Source organism: Dysgonomonadaceae bacterium zrk40, from assembly GCA_016916535.1.
In the GTDB taxonomy this organism is placed as follows: Bacteria; Bacteroidota; Bacteroidia; order Bacteroidales; family Dysgonomonadaceae; genus Proteiniphilum.
The window spans coordinates 1,415,078-1,429,335 of record CP070276.1 but is presented as its reverse complement, the minus strand read 5'-3'; the positions used below and the strand labels follow the sequence as shown (position 1 = coordinate 1,429,335).

12 protein-coding genes are annotated in these 14,258 nt (G+C 55.7%); 5 read left to right on the top strand and 7 right to left on the bottom strand.

The window, feature by feature from the left end:
• The first annotated feature begins 66 nt into the window (after nt 1–66).
• Entirely contained in the window at nt 67–1,479 is a 1,413-nt protein-coding gene (rlmD, locus tag JS578_06035; GenBank protein ID QRX64786.1) for a 23S rRNA (uracil(1939)-C(5))-methyltransferase RlmD, read from the top strand.
• Here the strand turns inward: rlmD and JS578_06030 are convergent.
• Genes JS578_06030 through JS578_06020 form a run of 3 tightly spaced genes read right to left on the bottom strand, consistent with a single transcriptional unit; the run spans nt 1,476 to nt 3,204 of the window.
• The gene (locus tag JS578_06030) at nt 1,476–2,384 is read right to left on the bottom strand and encodes a TraB/GumN family protein (GenBank protein ID QRX64785.1); all 909 of its coding nucleotides are present in this window, start codon (nt 2,382–2,384) and stop codon (nt 1,476–1,478) included. The genes rlmD and JS578_06030 overlap by 4 nt on opposite strands.
• 17 nt (nt 2,385–2,401) lie before the next feature.
• A complete protein-coding gene (locus JS578_06025) occupies nt 2,402–2,686 on the bottom strand; it encodes a hypothetical protein (GenBank protein QRX64784.1) in 285 nt (94 codons plus the stop codon).
• Nucleotides 2,687–2,688: 2 nt separating this feature from the next.
• Nucleotides 2,689–3,204: a ferritin gene (locus tag JS578_06020; GenBank protein QRX64783.1), complete on the bottom strand. Its 516-nt coding sequence runs from the start codon at nt 3,202–3,204 to the stop codon at nt 2,689–2,691.
• Nucleotides 3,205–3,418: 214 nt separating this feature from the next.
• Here JS578_06020 and JS578_06015 point away from each other — a divergent pair, with 214 nt between their 5' ends.
• The 3 genes from JS578_06015 to JS578_06005 all read left to right on the top strand — a co-directional run bounded on the left by JS578_06015 (nt 3,419) and on the right by JS578_06005 (nt 7,185).
• A complete protein-coding gene (locus tag JS578_06015; GenBank protein QRX64782.1) occupies nt 3,419–4,609 on the top strand; it encodes a pyridoxal phosphate-dependent aminotransferase family protein in 1,191 nt (396 codons plus the stop codon).
• A gap of 95 nt (nt 4,610–4,704) precedes the next feature.
• Entirely contained in the window at nt 4,705–6,054 is a 1,350-nt protein-coding gene (locus tag JS578_06010; GenBank protein QRX64781.1) for a DUF389 domain-containing protein, read from the top strand.
• 111 nt (nt 6,055–6,165) lie between these two features.
• Complete coding sequence (locus tag JS578_06005) at nt 6,166–7,185, top strand: dihydroorotate dehydrogenase-like protein (protein ID QRX64780.1); 1,020 nt, start codon at nt 6,166–6,168, stop codon at nt 7,183–7,185.
• Here the strand turns inward: JS578_06005 and JS578_06000 are convergent, their stop codons facing one another.
• Nucleotides 7,186–8,907, bottom strand: coding sequence for a glycoside hydrolase family 43 protein (locus JS578_06000; GenBank protein ID QRX64779.1), 1,722 nt, complete (start codon nt 8,905–8,907; stop codon nt 7,186–7,188). It abuts the gene before it with no gap.
• A 134-nt stretch (nt 8,908–9,041) separates the two neighbouring features.
• On the opposite strand from JS578_06000, the gene JS578_05995 reads away from it, so the two are divergent.
• Nucleotides 9,042–9,575, top strand: a complete 534-nt coding sequence (locus JS578_05995; GenBank protein ID QRX64938.1) for a lipocalin family protein — start codon at nt 9,042–9,044, stop codon at nt 9,573–9,575.
• 128 nt (nt 9,576–9,703) lie between these two features.
• Here the strand turns inward: JS578_05995 and JS578_05990 are convergent, their stop codons facing one another.
• The 3 genes from JS578_05990 to JS578_05980 form a co-directional block, all read right to left on the bottom strand.
• Nucleotides 9,704–10,885, bottom strand: coding sequence for an MFS transporter (locus JS578_05990; protein ID QRX64778.1), 1,182 nt, complete (start codon nt 10,883–10,885; stop codon nt 9,704–9,706).
• Nucleotides 10,886–10,932: 47 nt separating this feature from the next.
• On the bottom strand, nt 10,933–12,948 hold the full coding sequence (locus JS578_05985; GenBank protein ID QRX64777.1) for an ATP-dependent helicase: 2,016 nt from the start codon (nt 12,946–12,948) through the stop codon (nt 10,933–10,935).
• Nucleotides 12,949–13,025: 77 nt separating this feature from the next.
• Nucleotides 13,026–14,231, bottom strand: coding sequence for a hybrid sensor histidine kinase/response regulator (locus JS578_05980; GenBank protein QRX64776.1), 1,206 nt, complete (start codon nt 14,229–14,231; stop codon nt 13,026–13,028).
• Nucleotides 14,232–14,258: the final 27 nt, after the last annotated feature.

Here is a 14,258-nt window from a genome sequence, read left to right as displayed (position 1 = left end):
TTGGCGAAACGCTCCATCGAAAGGTGGGGCGTTTTGTCTATCTTTGCACTCCTAATAACAACGACAATGGCAAGAAAGAGAAAAGAGCTACCGCTGCTGGAGGGGGTAACGATTACCGGCGTGGCAGCCGAAGGAAAGGCGATGGCGAAGGTTGATGGCATGGCGCTGTTCGTGCCCTTTGCAGCACCGGGCGACGTGGCGGATATTCAGATCACCCGCAAGAAGAGCAGCTTCGCTGAGGGGCGCGTGGTGCGGTTTCAGCAACTCTCATCCCTACGGAGCGAGCCTTTCTGTCAGCACTTTGGTGTCTGCGGTGGCTGCAAGTGGCAGCACCTCCCCTACGAAGAACAGCTGCGGCACAAGCAGCAGCAAGTGGAGGACAGCCTTATCCGCATCGGCAAGGTGGAGCTGCCGGAGATCACCCCCATCCTGGGAGCACCGCAAACCACCTTCTACCGCAACAAGATGGAATACACTTTCTCCGACAAGCGGTGGCTCACCAACGAGGAGGTGCGCTCCGGTCAGGAGTTCGGGCAGATGAACGCCCTCGGCTTCCACATCCCCGGCATGTACGACAAGGTGCTCGACATCGAAAAGTGCTGGCTGCAGGACGACCTTGCCAACCGAATTCGCAACAGCGTTCGCAGCTACTGCCTGGAACATGGCTACAGCTTCTTCGACCTGCGCAACCAGGCAGGGCTGATGCGTACGCTGCTCATCCGCAACAGCTCCATTGGCGAGTGGATGGTGATCGTAGTCTTTTACGAAGATGACCGGGAGAAGATAGAGGGGCCGATGGGCTATCTTGCCAACGAATTTCCGCAGATCAACTCGCTGCTTTACATCATCAACAGCAAGGCAAACGACACCATCACCGACCAGGAGGTGCTGGTCTGGAAGGGACGTGACTATATCATCGAGGAAATGGGGGGCTTGCAGTTCCGCATCGGTCCCAAGTCGTTCTACCAAACCAACAGCGAACAGGCGCACCATCTCTACGAGGTGGCGCGCAGCTTCGCACAGCTAACCGGTGAGGAGCGGGTCTACGACCTCTACACCGGCACCGGCACCATCGCCAACTTCGTGGCGCGGAATGCAAAAGAGGTGATTGGAATCGAATATGTGGAAGAGGCGATCGCCGATGCGCAGATCAACGCGCAGATCAATGGCATCGGGAATGCGCGTTTCTATGCGGGAGACATGAAGAACGTGCTCACTGCCGAATTCATTGCTGAGCAGGGCCGTCCCGACGTGGTGATCACAGACCCGCCTCGCGCGGGGATGCACGACGACGTGGTACAAGCGATCCTGCTGGCGGCACCGCAGCGAATCGTCTATGTGAGCTGTAATCCTGCCACACAGGCACGCGACCTCAACCTGCTCGAAGCAGCCTATCGGGTGACACGTGTGCAGCCGGTCGACATGTTCCCCCACACCCACCACGTGGAGAATGTGGTGTTGCTGGAGAAGAGGTTTTAGTGCACCGGTTCCACCTTGTAGCCCAGCTTCCTTAATCCCTCAATCAGCCCCTCTTCGCCCGGGAGGTGTAGACACCCCACGGCAATGAAAGAGGATTTATCAGCCATGATCGCCGGGAGCTTTTCCAGCCATTTCTCGTTGCGGGCACCGTTCAGCGCATATTTCTCCTCCTCTGTGGAGGGACAGGGATCTGCCGGGTCCTCTTCCGTGTAGAGTGCCCAGAGCGCCTCCAGGTCCTGCGCGTGATAAGCCTGCTGCAACTTGTCCATCTGCTCCTTCAGCAATTCCGGGTGGTTGACCATGCAGGCAAGCAGTTCCGCCTGCCGCTCCAGTGGTTGCATCTCCAGAAGCACGTGAATCTGGTCGTCGGTGTTCTCAAGCCCCACAACCGTGCGATTCTGTTTCAGCGCCTCCTCCTGGAAGTACTGGTCGAGACCCACGCCGTCGCTCAGGGTGGGGTAGTATTGTTGGTAGAGTGTCACCGAGATCAGGTTCTGCAGCATCGCCGGACGGAGTCTCCCGAACTGGTCGAGACCGACACCCATCAGGTCGGTGAGGGTACTGTCCAGTTTTGCCCGGTCAGCGTCACTCATCAGCGACTCGTAGGTTGTTTCCTGAGGCATCATCGCCCTGCCCATGATCTCCATCTGCATCTGCATCATGTTGCCCATGTCGAGCTCACCCACTGTCTGCTCGCTCTTGTCGAACGCCTCTTGAATACCCGGGATACTGTCGAGGAAGGTGAGCGGTACCAGGTGGTGGGTCCCGAATATCCAGGATGCATTTTCAAGTCCGTTGCCCGATACTTTCCAGAGAAGTGTGTTGTCGTTGCCGTTGATCTTGGTGCTGCAGGATAAAAGCAGCAAAAGCACCACCAGGGTGCTGAAGTTTTTTTTCAGATTCATTGAATTTCAGTTATCAGTTATTGGCTTTGGTTGGTGAAAATTATTTTCTCCTTGCCGATACCCAGGAAGTCGAAGATAAACCAGAAGATGGTGAAGGAGGGCACCACGTCGGTTATCGGCAGGAGCTCCTCCACGAAGGTGATCAGCGAGGTGTACTTACCCCGCCGTTCACCAAACATCTTGTAACTGATGGATGCAGCCACCGGCGCCCAGACCACGTCGATCAGGGGAATGGCGGCAGATGCCATGCCCACCGCGTCAAGCAGCAGGCATTTGATCAGTTTTTTGTATTTTGGGTCCATCGTCATGCCTGTGCTGTGGCCAGCGGTGTGTAACTCCTCTGTGCCAGCTCCTTGTCCATGGTGTAGAGGCCGAAGCCGTTGTCGCCGATCAGTTTGAGGCTATCGATCATTCCCTGTGCAGTCTCCTCTTCCTCCACCTGCTCGCTCACGAACCACTGCAGCATGTTCTCAGTGGCATAATCGTTCTCCTTGCGGGATAGTGATACCAGATTGTTGATCAGTGAGGTGACCACCTTTTCATGTTCTAGCGTATCTTCAAAGGCATGCAGCACGGAGTTCCATTCGGTGTCAACCTTTTCGATGGGTGTCAGCTCCACCCTGTTGCCCTTTGAGATGAGGTAGTTCATCAGCTTGAGGGCATGATCTTGCTCCTCACGGAACTGTACGTTGAACCAGTTTGCGAAGCCGGGCAATCCCTTGTTCGCGAAATGGGCCGACATGGAGAGATAGAGATAGGCCGACCAGAATTCGGCGTTAATCTGTTTGTTGATAGCTGTTTCAAGTTCTTTGCTTACCATAAATATGTTCTTTTTTTTTGTTACTTGTAAATAAAACGCTCAATGGCAAAAAATGTTCTTTCAGAAACCCTTCCTATCACCGCCAGATGCAAAAAAAAGTGCACTGCAGGCAGAATATAAATTAATTGCTATCTTTGTACGTTGGTTTCCAAGAAAACAATTGCTTTAGTGGGCGTTGCATGCTGAGCTCTGTTTTTTGATTAATTTTCTTCAGATGAATCTTTTAAAGGAAAAAATGATGAAATATGATGCCCCGCAGCGCGCAAAGGCTGCCGGCATCTACCCCTACTTCCGGGCCATTGAGAGCGATCAGGATACAGAGGTGGTCATCAACGGAAAGAAAGTGCTGATGTTCGGTTCCAATGCTTACCTGGGACTGACCAATCACCCCAGGGTGAAGGAGGCTGCCATCGCTGCCACCAAAAAGTATGGTACCGGCATGGCCGGCTCACGTTTCCTAAACGGTACCCTCGACATACACCTGGAGCTGGAACGCAAGCTGGCCAACTTCATGCACAAGGAGGAGGCGATTGTCTTCTCTACCGGTTTCACCGTCAACGAGGGTGTGTTGGGCTGTCTCACCGGCCGCGACGATTACATCATCTGGGATGAACGGGACCATGCCTCCATCATCGAAGGATTGCGCACCTCTTTCTCCACCAAGTACAAGTTCCGCCACAACGACATGGTCTCACTCGAGAAGCAGTTGAAACGATGCGACCCGCGCAAGGTGAAGCTGATCGTCGTGGATGGTGTCTTCAGCATGGAGGGCGACCTGGCCAACCTGCCGGAGATCGTCAAGCTGGCAAAGAAGTACAAGGCCAACATCATGGTGGATGAGGCGCATGGTCTCGGAGTGATGGGCAAGCGCTACAATGGTCGCGGTGCTTGCGACCATTTCGGCCTGCTGGACGATGTGGACCTTGTGATGGGCACCTTCAGCAAGTCGCTTGCCTCCATCGGTGGTTTCGTGGCGGGCGACTATCCGGTAATCAACTACCTGCGCCACAACTCCCGCACCAATATCTTCAGTGCCAGCATCACGCCGGCAGCGACCGCTGCCGCCTCGGCCGCGCTTGACATCCTGAAGGCGGAGCCGGAACGGGTGAAACGCCTCTGGGAGTTAACCGACTACGCCATCAACCAGTTCCGTGACCGGGGATTTGAACTGGGTCCCACTTCCACACCCATCCTGCCGCTCTACGTGCGCGACAACGACAAGACCTTCCTGATCACCAAACTGCTCTTCGAGGAGGGCATCTTCGTTAACCCGGTGGTGCCCCCAGCCGTGGCTCCCAACGACACGCTGATCCGTTACTCGCTCATGGCGACCCACACCTTTGAACAGGTAGACCGTTCCATTGAATGCATCACTGACATCTTCAGAAAAACAGGCGTGCTCTGACACCCTCCATTTTTTGTTGATGCTCCCCATAAATTGTTCCCCGCCCGCGTGCGGGGAATCTTTTTTTTCGTAGATTTGCGAAAAGATGAAACGCCATGGAGAAGAGGATAGAGAAGCTGCTGCAGTGGTTCGACCTGCGCAGTGAGATGGAGGGTTATGATGTCATTCATGAGAACATTGAAAAGGGAATCGTCTTTCGGGGTACCAACCTATGGGTGTTGATGTTTGCCATCGTGGTGGCCTCTGTGGGACTCAACATGAATTCCACGGCGGTGATCATCGGTGCCATGCTCATCTCCCCGCTGATGGGTCCCATCAACGGGATGGGATACAGCCTTGCCACCTACGACTTCCTCTTGTTGCGTCGTTCGCTGAAGAACTTCTCCTTTGCCGTGGGGGTGAGCCTCCTCACCTCGGCAGTCTACTTTCTGCTCTCCCCTCTCAATGAGGCTCACTCTGAGCTGCTGGCGCGTACCAGTCCCACCATCTACGACGTCATCATAGCACTCTTCGGCGGCCTTGCCGGCATCGTGGCGATGAGCAGCCGTCTGAAGGGCAACGTGATCCCCGGTGTGGCGATCGCAACCGCCCTGATGCCCCCCATCTGTACGGCAGGTTACGGCCTGGCCACGCTGCAGTTCGACTTCTTCTTCGGGGCACTCTACCTCTTCACAATCAACACCGTGTTCATCGCCTTCGCCGCGCTGATCGTCTGTCAGTTCCTCAAGTTCCCCATCCGCTCCATCGTCGATCCCGCCAGGAAGAAACATGTGAACCGTGTCATCTCCGCCGTCATCCTCCTCACGCTGGGCCCCAGCATCATCTTTGGTGTCAACCTGGTGAAAAATGAAGAGTTTGCACAGCGGGCGGAAACCTTCATCGGAGAGGTGACCCTGCTGGGTGGCAACTACCTTCAGAACCGGCAGGTGCACCCCGCTACCCGCACGGTAGAGCTTCTTTACTCCGGCTACGGACTGAACGATTCCATCAGGGGAGAGATCATCGATAAGGCGCTGATCCACCGTCTCGATACCGCCAGGCTGGTGATTCGCCAGGGATATGATGCCAGCATGGTGCAGGAGAACGTACGGAAATACCAGTCTGAATCGGAGCGACTGGCAGCACAGCTGGCCGCCACCACCTTCACCCTGCGGCAGACGGAAGGCAGGGTGGACAGTATCCGCAACATACCCCTCTTCGGTGAAAAGATCCTCTCCGAGATCAAGCCCCTTTTCCCGCAGATTGCCGGTTGTTCATACGCCGAGACCTATCTCTTCTCCTCCGTGAACGACTCCACCCAGCGCACGGGCATGGTGCCGATGGTGGTCTTCACCCTTCCCCGCAACGGGTTGCGGCAGGCCGACCGTTCACGCATCGAGGAGTGGCTTAAAAACCGACTGGGCAATGAACAGGTCAAGACGGTCTTCGAGGAGGTGCGCAATTAACCGCACCGGCAGTAAACTATTCCCATCAAAGGAGTGTTATTATCTAAGACTGTTGCATAATAAGCCAATTATTCCATCCGCTAATCTACGAATCATCAAATCAACAAATATATGAAGAACATGGAAACAACTTACATGGGCATCAGGCTCAAGAGTCCCGTCATCCTGGGCGCATCAGAACTATCCACCGACAGTGACAAGCTGCTGCGGGCAGAAGAAGAGGGCGTGGGCGCCGTGGTGTTCAAAACCCTTTTTGAAGAACAGATCCAGATGGAGAGCTTCCGTCTGGACGAGAAGATCAGCCAGTATGATGAGATTCATGCCGAGTCGGTGACACACCACCCCAGCGTGGAACATTCGGAGGTGGAGTACTACCTTGAGAAGTTGCGTCGGGCCAAGGAGAAGCTCACCGTGCCGGTGATCGCCAGCCTCAACTGTGTGAACGAATCAACCTGGCTCCGCTATGCTAAGCTGATCGAGGAGACCGGTGTGGACGGCATCGAACTCAACCTCTACCAGATCCCGGTGCGATTCGATATTGACGCGGCGACCATTGAACAGCAACAGATCAACCTGGTCTCGGCCATTTGTCAGCAGCTCTCCATTCCGGTGAGCGTGAAGCTAAGCTCCGACTACACCAATATCCTCCATTTCGCGAAGCGTCTCGATGAGTCCGGTGTAAAGGGGTTGGTGCTGTTCAACGCCTTCTTCCAGCCCGATGTGGACATCCGCCGGGAGGAACACCGCCGTGCCTTCAACCTCACCCACAGGGGAGAGTACAAGAAATCACTCCGCTATGCCGGCATGCTCTATGGACGCATCAACGCCGATGTATGCAGCAGCCGCGGCATCTATACAGGAGAAGATGCCATCAAGCTGCTCCTCAGCGGTGCTGCTGCCGTGCAGGTGGTGAGTGCCGTCTACCGCAACGGCATGGAACAGATTGGCAAGATCAACCGTGAGATTGCCGAATGGATGGAGACCAAACAATACCAGCACATCGATCAGTTCAGGGGCAAGCTCTCTGACAGCGTGCTCAACAAGAACGACAACCTGCTCATCTACAAGCGGGCACAGTATATCGATACGCTGCTTCACTCCGACAGGCTGATGGAAGATCTGGAGTGGTGATTACTCCCCGCTGAACGCATCGTTGCCGCCCACCTCATACCAGTGGTAGCGTGCAACTTCCTTTGGGCTCTCATCTTTCAGGGTGAGGGCCCAAAGTCCGTAGGTACATCCCACAAAACCCCCCGCATTCTGAGTGCTGAGGTAGCGGGCATCCTGCTCCTCGCCCAGCTGCTGCCAGTTGTCACCCTCCAGTTCTTCCGAGAAGAAGAAGCGGTAGCGGGTCTTTTCCGCCCCTATGCGGAGGCGCAAAGGCCGGTCATGCCCCAGCGGTGCCGATGCCAGCAGCGTCATTCCCTGCGGGTCATCCTCCTTCCCTGATTGGTAAAGCTGCACCACGGGAGCTCCCTGTTCCAGCGACTTGCAGAGGTAGTAGAAACGCTCCTCGTTCTGCAGCACGCCGATGCCTGCCTTCTGATTCTCACTCGCGGGTGAGAAGGAAAGCGCCGTGGCAGCATGGCCGGTGAGGTGTTGCTGCCGCTGTGCCAGGTAGGAGGGAACGCCTCCCTGCATCCGGCCTGCGGGGAGCAGCTCTATCCGGAGGGTGCTGTCTGTAGTGTCAACCTCGAACCATTCCCCCCTGTCGGCCCGGATTCTCACCCAGTGGTGACTGAGCTGCGGGGTGTCGAACTGCTCGCGGCGTAAGAAGCTGCCCTGCATCGGCTGGGGTTCCTCCAGACGCGGCAGTGCAGCGGTGAAGGGATAGCTCTGCTGAATTTCACGGTGATCAGGATTGATCTTGGGCCATCCCTCCACCCATTTCACCGGAGCCATGAAGGTCTCGCGCCCGGTGTTGAAATGGTTCCCCTCGTAGGGGCGGCAGCCGAGGAAGAAGGCCCACCAGTTGCCCGCCAGGTCCTGAATCATGTCGGCATGCCCGGTGCTGGTGATTGGGTTCTCCCTTTCCGGGTCGAGGTCCCGCTGCGTGAGAATTGGGTTCTGCTCCCATGGCAGGTAAGGTCCCGTAATGGTGTCGCTGCGGAAGATCACCTGACTGTGGTTGATTTCGGTGCCCCCCTCGGCGGCGGAGAGGTAGTAGCGTCCCTCCACCTTGTAGATGTGCGGTCCCTCAATCCATACCGGCTGTTCGTCTATGTTGACACCCCCGTTCACCAGGATCACCGGCTCACTGATCACCTGCATCGTCTCCATGTCCATCTCTACCAGCCGGATGGTGCAGTGCCCGTCCCACAGGGGATTGTTGTCCGGTGCACCGCTGTTGTAGACCAGCCAGGCACGTCCATCCTCATCGAAGAAGAGTGAGGGGTCGATGCCCTGTACTTCAGGCAGCAGGAAAGGCTCCGACCAGGGTCCTGCCGGATCGGTGGCTTTCACGATGTAGTTGCCCCGTCCTACCACCTCGGTGCAGGCCACGTAGTATGTGCCGTCGTGGTACTCGATGGCGGGCGCGTAAGTCGCCTGGTTGGAGAGCTTACGCTCATCGAACTGCACCTGCTCCGGGCGGTGCAGTACATGTCCTATCTGTTTCCAGCCGGTCAGGTCGGGGCTGTAGAAGATGGGTATGCCGGGGAAGTAGCCGAAGGTGGAGTTCACCATGTAGTAGCCGTCGGCACCACGGGTGACGCTCGGGTCGGGGTAGAAGCCTGCCAGCACCGGGTTGTGGATGGTGCGTGTCACGAAGCGGTTTTCTTTTTTTGCCGTGCAGGCAGTGAGGAGCAGGAGGGTAGCCATCAGGAGGGCTGCAATCTGTTTTTGTTCTTTCATGATCTGAGTCGTTAGGTGCTGTGGCGAGTGACCATCTCAACCGTTCCCCAAAAATAACTCGTTTCTCCCGAACGGCAAAAAAAAACTCCTGATTTGCAGAACCTCTTCGTAGCTATCTTGTTATATCTGATATGATGAAATCAACAAAGTCACTCTGGATCGTTTTGCTGGCCGCCATCGGTCTTGGCTCCGCCTCCTGTGCCTCCATCCCCAAGGGAGCCACCGCCGTAACCCCCTTCCACAAGGAGAAATACCTGGGCAAGTGGTACGAGATTGCCCGGCTCGACTTCAAGTTCGAAAGGGGACTGAACAACACCACTGCGCAGTATAGCCTGAATGACGATGGCACCATCCGTGTGGTGAATCGCGGTTACGCCTTTGCCGATGATGAATGGAAAGAGGCAGTTGGGAAAGCCAAATTTGTGGGTGATGAAAATGTGGCGATGCTGAAAGTCTCCTTCTTCGGACCCTTCTACTCGGGCTACAACGTGATCGCCCTCGACGAGGAGTACCGCTACGCGCTGGTGGCCGGGAAGAACCTCAAGTACCTCTGGATCCTGGCGCGCGAGACCACCATCCCCGATGAGGTGAAGGAGCGTTACCTGCGCATCGCTGAGGAGATCGGCTATGACACCTCGGAGCTGATCTGGGTGGAGCACGACCGCTGATTTTTATTATATTTGCATCGTCTGCTTATTAAGGATGTTTTTTTTAAGCGCGTACCATCATGAACAAACAACATTGTGTGTTGCCTGTAAGGACAAAACGTTTCTTTACGACAGGTGTGCTGATCCTGTCACTGCTGGCTGGGTGATTCTCGGTGGAACTTTCTTTTTGCCGCTTCGATCAACAGTATGCTGATCAGCAGAAGCGCACCAAGGAATAAGGGGAATATTGAGAAATCAAATGCCGAAGCCAGGCTACCGAATATCATCGGCATGATGGTTGATGCCAATGATGCACTGGCCATCTGCATCCCGATGATTGATTGTGAATTTTCCCTTCCGAAGCTCCGGGGTGTTTCATGCAACATGCTTGGGAAGATTGGTGCACAACCCAGACCTATCGTTAGAAACCCTGCAGCCAGGGAGTAATTATCAGGCAGGAATAGCAGGAGTACACCAAGGAAAATCACAATCTGTCCCAGTCGCACCAGCTGGAGGTTGTTGATCTTCAGTGTGAAGAAACCCGATATAAAACGCCCCACGGTGATTCCGATGTAATATAACGCAATCAGACGGGCCGCACTCTCAGCCGGTAAATTCCTCACGGTTACCAGAAAGCTCGCTCCCCAGATCCCTGCCACCACCTCAATGGTGCAGTAACAAAAGAATCCCAAAAGCATCTGTTTTAAGCCGTGGATGCGGGCTATATTTCTGTAGGACAAATCGATAGCGTTGTCGGTATGCTTCTCCGGCTCCTCACCCCTGATTTTCTTCCACACCGGCAATGAAGCGAGCAGCACGATCACGATGCCAAGTTGAATGATGCCGACCGTCCTGTATCCCATGGACCACGATCCGCTGTTTTTTAAATGTGCGGACATGATCATCGGGCCAATGGAAGCGCCGATACCCCAGAAGCAGTGCAGCCAGTTCATGTGTCTTGCCTTGAAGTGCAGTGCCACGTAATTGTTGAGCACAGCATCCACTGAGCCGGCCCCCAGCCCCAGTGGGATGGATAGGATGAACAGGAAGGCAACGTTGTCGGAGTAGGAGAACCCAATCAAAGCCGCGGCAGTCAGGAAGACACTGACCAAGGTCACGACACCCGTACCGGCTAAACGTGTGACCTTGGCGCTCATCAGGCTCGAGACCACGGATCCCGCAGCCGTGATCATTGATATGATCCCTGCATAGTGAATGGGTGCGGAAAGGTCTCTGTACATCACTGGCCAGGCGGCACCCAGCAGGGAGTCAGGCAGACCGAGACCGATAAACGAAAGGTATATGATGATCAGAAGTAAAACGGTTGCCATAGGTCTGAGTCAAATTTATTGTTACAGAGCACCTCCGGTGGAGCCTGTTAGCCAAAATCGAAGTCGGGGAAGTCGGCCTCACCCTGCGTGGGGTTGAAGGGTGCAGGAAAATCTTTTTTCTCCTGCCCGTTGACCAGGATCTTCACCAGGTGCGGGGGGAGGTTGTTAAGGAAGTAAAGTTGCTCGTGGCGGTTTGCATCGCTGTACTGGGTGTGCAGCGAACGCACGTTGCGGTAGAGGTTCAGGCTGTTCTTGGCGCGTGTCAGCGCCACGTAGAGGCAGCGCCGCTCCTCCTCGATGGCCCCCTCACCCTGGAGGATGGTGCGCGACGAGGGGAAGCTGGCCGGATTGAGGTTGAGGATGTGCACGATCTCCGCCTCCAATCCCTTTGCCGAGTGGATGGTGGAGAGCACCACCGCATCGTCTGTCTCCTTCGCGCCAATCTTAAAGGTAGTCTCCGCCTTGGGGTCCAGCACGTACTCGGTGATGAACTCGGTGATACTGCCCGATGAGCGGGCCACCTCACGGAGCACCTCAAAGTCGGAGGCACGGGAAGTCCACTCCTCGCGGTACTTCTTTTCCAGCATCGGCTGCATCGCCTCCACGGCAGCCTCCATGGCCTGTGCCGGCCGGTCGTTATACTCCCTCACGGCAGCCAGCGTGGCCGGGATGGCGGCGTTGATCTCCATCCCCTCGAACTGCTGCAGGCAGGCGATCATCTCGCCGAAGGTTGCAAGGGTGATCACCCGTGAGATGATGCGGCTGGCCTTGATCTCACCGATGCCGTCCCAGAGTTGCAGGAAACGTATCCAGGCAATCTCATCATAGCTGTTGGCTACAATCCGCATGGCGGAGGCGACGTCACGCACGTGGGCGCTCTGCATCAGCGAGGTGCCGCCATATTTCACATAAGGAATCTTCTTGCTGAGGCAGGCCCCTTCCACCTTCGAGAGCGACCATACCGAGCGGCCCAGCACCATGGTATCAGTGTAGCGGCCACCCTCCGCCACATGGTCCAGGATCCCGTCAGTGATCAGGTCCGCCTCCTCCCAGTCGTCCTCCACGTGAATCAGCGAGGGCATCTCCCCCTTGCCCCTGTGGGCCTCCAGCTTCTTGTCATAGCGGAGTGGCGATTGTTCCAGTACCCAGTTAGAGAGATCCAGGATCTCCTGCGTGGAGCGGTAGTTGCGCAGCAGCTTCAGCTTCTCTGAGCGGGGGATGATCTCTGTGAAGGAGTGTATGGTGCGGAAGTCGGCACCCCGAAAAGCGTAGATGCTCTGCGCGTCGTCGCCCACGCAGAAGAGGTGCGATCCCTCGACGAACGATTTCAGCAGCTTGTATTGCAGGGGATTGGTGTCCTGCATCTCATCTACCAGCACATGCCGGTATCGCTTCGTCACCGCGTCGCGTAGCGCTTCATCGCGCTCCAGCTGTGTGGCCACCACGCTCAGCATGTCGTCGTAGTCGATGTAGCGCCGCTCCTTTTTATAGTCGATATATTTTTTGATTACCAGAGCAATCAGCTTCCGGTCCTCTTCCACATATTGCATCACCTGCTCGTCCTCCTTCTCCAGGTTGCCGTAGCGGACGTGGAGGATGGCCTCCGACAGGCTGCAGAGCGTGTTGACGGCGTAGGAGTAGATGGCGGTCACCACCTCCTTCTTCACCTTCTCCTTCTTGCTGTCGCGGAAGTTCTTCCCCAGTGCCAGCGCCATCGCACTGAGCCGGTCATCCTCGTCGAGGGGTGTGTAGCCGTGGTGCGGGAAGTGGTCGGGGTAGAGGTGCATGATCTCGTTGCACCATGAGTGGAAGGTCCTGCCGGTGATCTCTTTCTTGTTGATGCCGCCCGGCGCTGACAACTTGAGTCGCTCAGCGATCTCCCTGGCCGACTTGCGGGTGAAGGAGAGGATGGCGATGCGGTTGGGCTGCACTCCCTTGCGGAGGAGATAGTCTGCCCGGGCGATGATGGTGCCTGTCTTGCCCGTGCCGGCGCCTGCCAGCACCAGCAGGTGCTTTCCCTCAAATTCGGCCGCTTTGCGTTGCTGTTCGTTGAGCTGGATCATCTACAAAAGTACATCTTTCCCCGATAATTTCAGACCCTCTCACCGAAAATTGAGCGCTCCTGAATATTGTGGTTGCATCAACTCACAATGCCGGAGCCTTCGTATTTTGGAAATCGCAATTCAACCCTTGCACCCCCTTCCGGTCTGTTGGATATCTGGATGCCGGCCTCATGGAAATCGGCGATGAGCTTCACGATGGAGAGCCCCAGGCCTTTGTGGTTGTCAATTAGTTCATCTGCTGTAGACAAGGGCTTGAACATGTTTTCGAATGATCTTTCAGAGAAGCCCGGTCCGCTGTCCTCGAAGGAGAGGATCTGCCGGCTGTCCCCTGTGCGACATGCGATGGCAATGGATCCATTGTCGGGCGTGTGCTGCAGGGCGTTCCTGAAGAGGTGGTTGAGGCAGAGGGTCATCAGCTCATGGTTGGCGGGAATCGTTGCATCGGTTGCATTCCAGAACAGATCTACCCGTATGTTTTTCTTGTCGACCAGCTCACGGTTGCTGATCAGAATGTCATCCACCACGTCCTTAAGATCGATCATCGTCTTGCCGTACTCATCGGGTGTCGTGCGCATCCGTGTGATGATCAGGCTCGACTGCGCAAAATCGTTCAGCCGGTGTGCCGACTCGCTCAGTTTCTCGATCATCGTGAAATATTCGGTGGACACCAGCTGTTCCTTTAAAAAATCGGCGAAGCCAATCACCCCGTTCAAGGGGGTGTTGATCTCGTGGCTGATCAGGCGGAGGAAGACCGCTTTCGATTCATCCAGTTTCCGGAGCTCACGATAAGCCCTCACCAGCTTTTGGTTCGACTCCTCCAGTTCCCGCGTGCGCTCCCTCACCTTCTCATTCAGCAGCTCGTTCATCTGCTTTAGCAGCGCCCTCTTTTCCCTGAGCTCAAGGTGGGTACTGATTCTCGCCAGCAACTCGTCCGCCTGAAAGGGCTTTGTCACGTAGTCCTGCCCCCCGCTGCTGAATCCCTCCACGATTTGGGCCGTCTCCGTGTTAGCGGTGAGAAATATCACCGGGAGCTCGTCGAACCGTTCCATGAGACGAATTTCACGGCACACATCGAAGCCATTCATCCCCGGCATGTTCACATCGAGCAGCATCAGGTCAAACTCCTCAATGCTGCCTTTCAGGATCTCCAGAGCCTGTTGTCCATCCATGGCAAATCCGGCGTTGTAACCCTGTTGCCGCAGGATGCTGCCGATCACCCGGATGTTTTCAGTGTTGTCGTCCACAACCAGAATCCTTTTCTTTTTCTCCTGTGTTGTTGTCATTGCTCTTCTCCTTTAAAGTTCATGGTT

Coding starts and splice junctions, on each gene's coding strand:
- rlmD (QRX64786.1), top strand. CDS start 67: ATGGCAAGAAAGAGAAAAGAGCTACCGCTGCTGGAGGGGGTAACGATT.
- JS578_06030 (QRX64785.1), bottom strand. CDS start 2,384: ATGAATCTGAAAAAAAACTTCAGCACCCTGGTGGTGCTTTTGCTGCTT.
- JS578_06025 (QRX64784.1), bottom strand. CDS start 2,686: ATGGACCCAAAATACAAAAAACTGATCAAATGCCTGCTGCTTGACGCG.
- JS578_06020 (QRX64783.1), bottom strand. CDS start 3,204: ATGGTAAGCAAAGAACTTGAAACAGCTATCAACAAACAGATTAACGCC.
- JS578_06015 (QRX64782.1), top strand. CDS start 3,419: ATGAATCTTTTAAAGGAAAAAATGATGAAATATGATGCCCCGCAGCGC.
- JS578_06010 (QRX64781.1), top strand. CDS start 4,705: ATGGAGAAGAGGATAGAGAAGCTGCTGCAGTGGTTCGACCTGCGCAGT.
- JS578_06005 (QRX64780.1), top strand. CDS start 6,166: ATGAAGAACATGGAAACAACTTACATGGGCATCAGGCTCAAGAGTCCC.
- JS578_06000 (QRX64779.1), bottom strand. CDS start 8,907: ATGAAAGAACAAAAACAGATTGCAGCCCTCCTGATGGCTACCCTCCTG.
- JS578_05995 (QRX64938.1), top strand. CDS start 9,042: ATGAAATCAACAAAGTCACTCTGGATCGTTTTGCTGGCCGCCATCGGT.
- JS578_05990 (QRX64778.1), bottom strand. CDS start 10,885: ATGGCAACCGTTTTACTTCTGATCATCATATACCTTTCGTTTATCGGT.
- JS578_05985 (QRX64777.1), bottom strand. CDS start 12,948: ATGATCCAGCTCAACGAACAGCAACGCAAAGCGGCCGAATTTGAGGGA.
- JS578_05980 (QRX64776.1), bottom strand. CDS start 14,231: ATGACAACAACACAGGAGAAAAAGAAAAGGATTCTGGTTGTGGACGAC.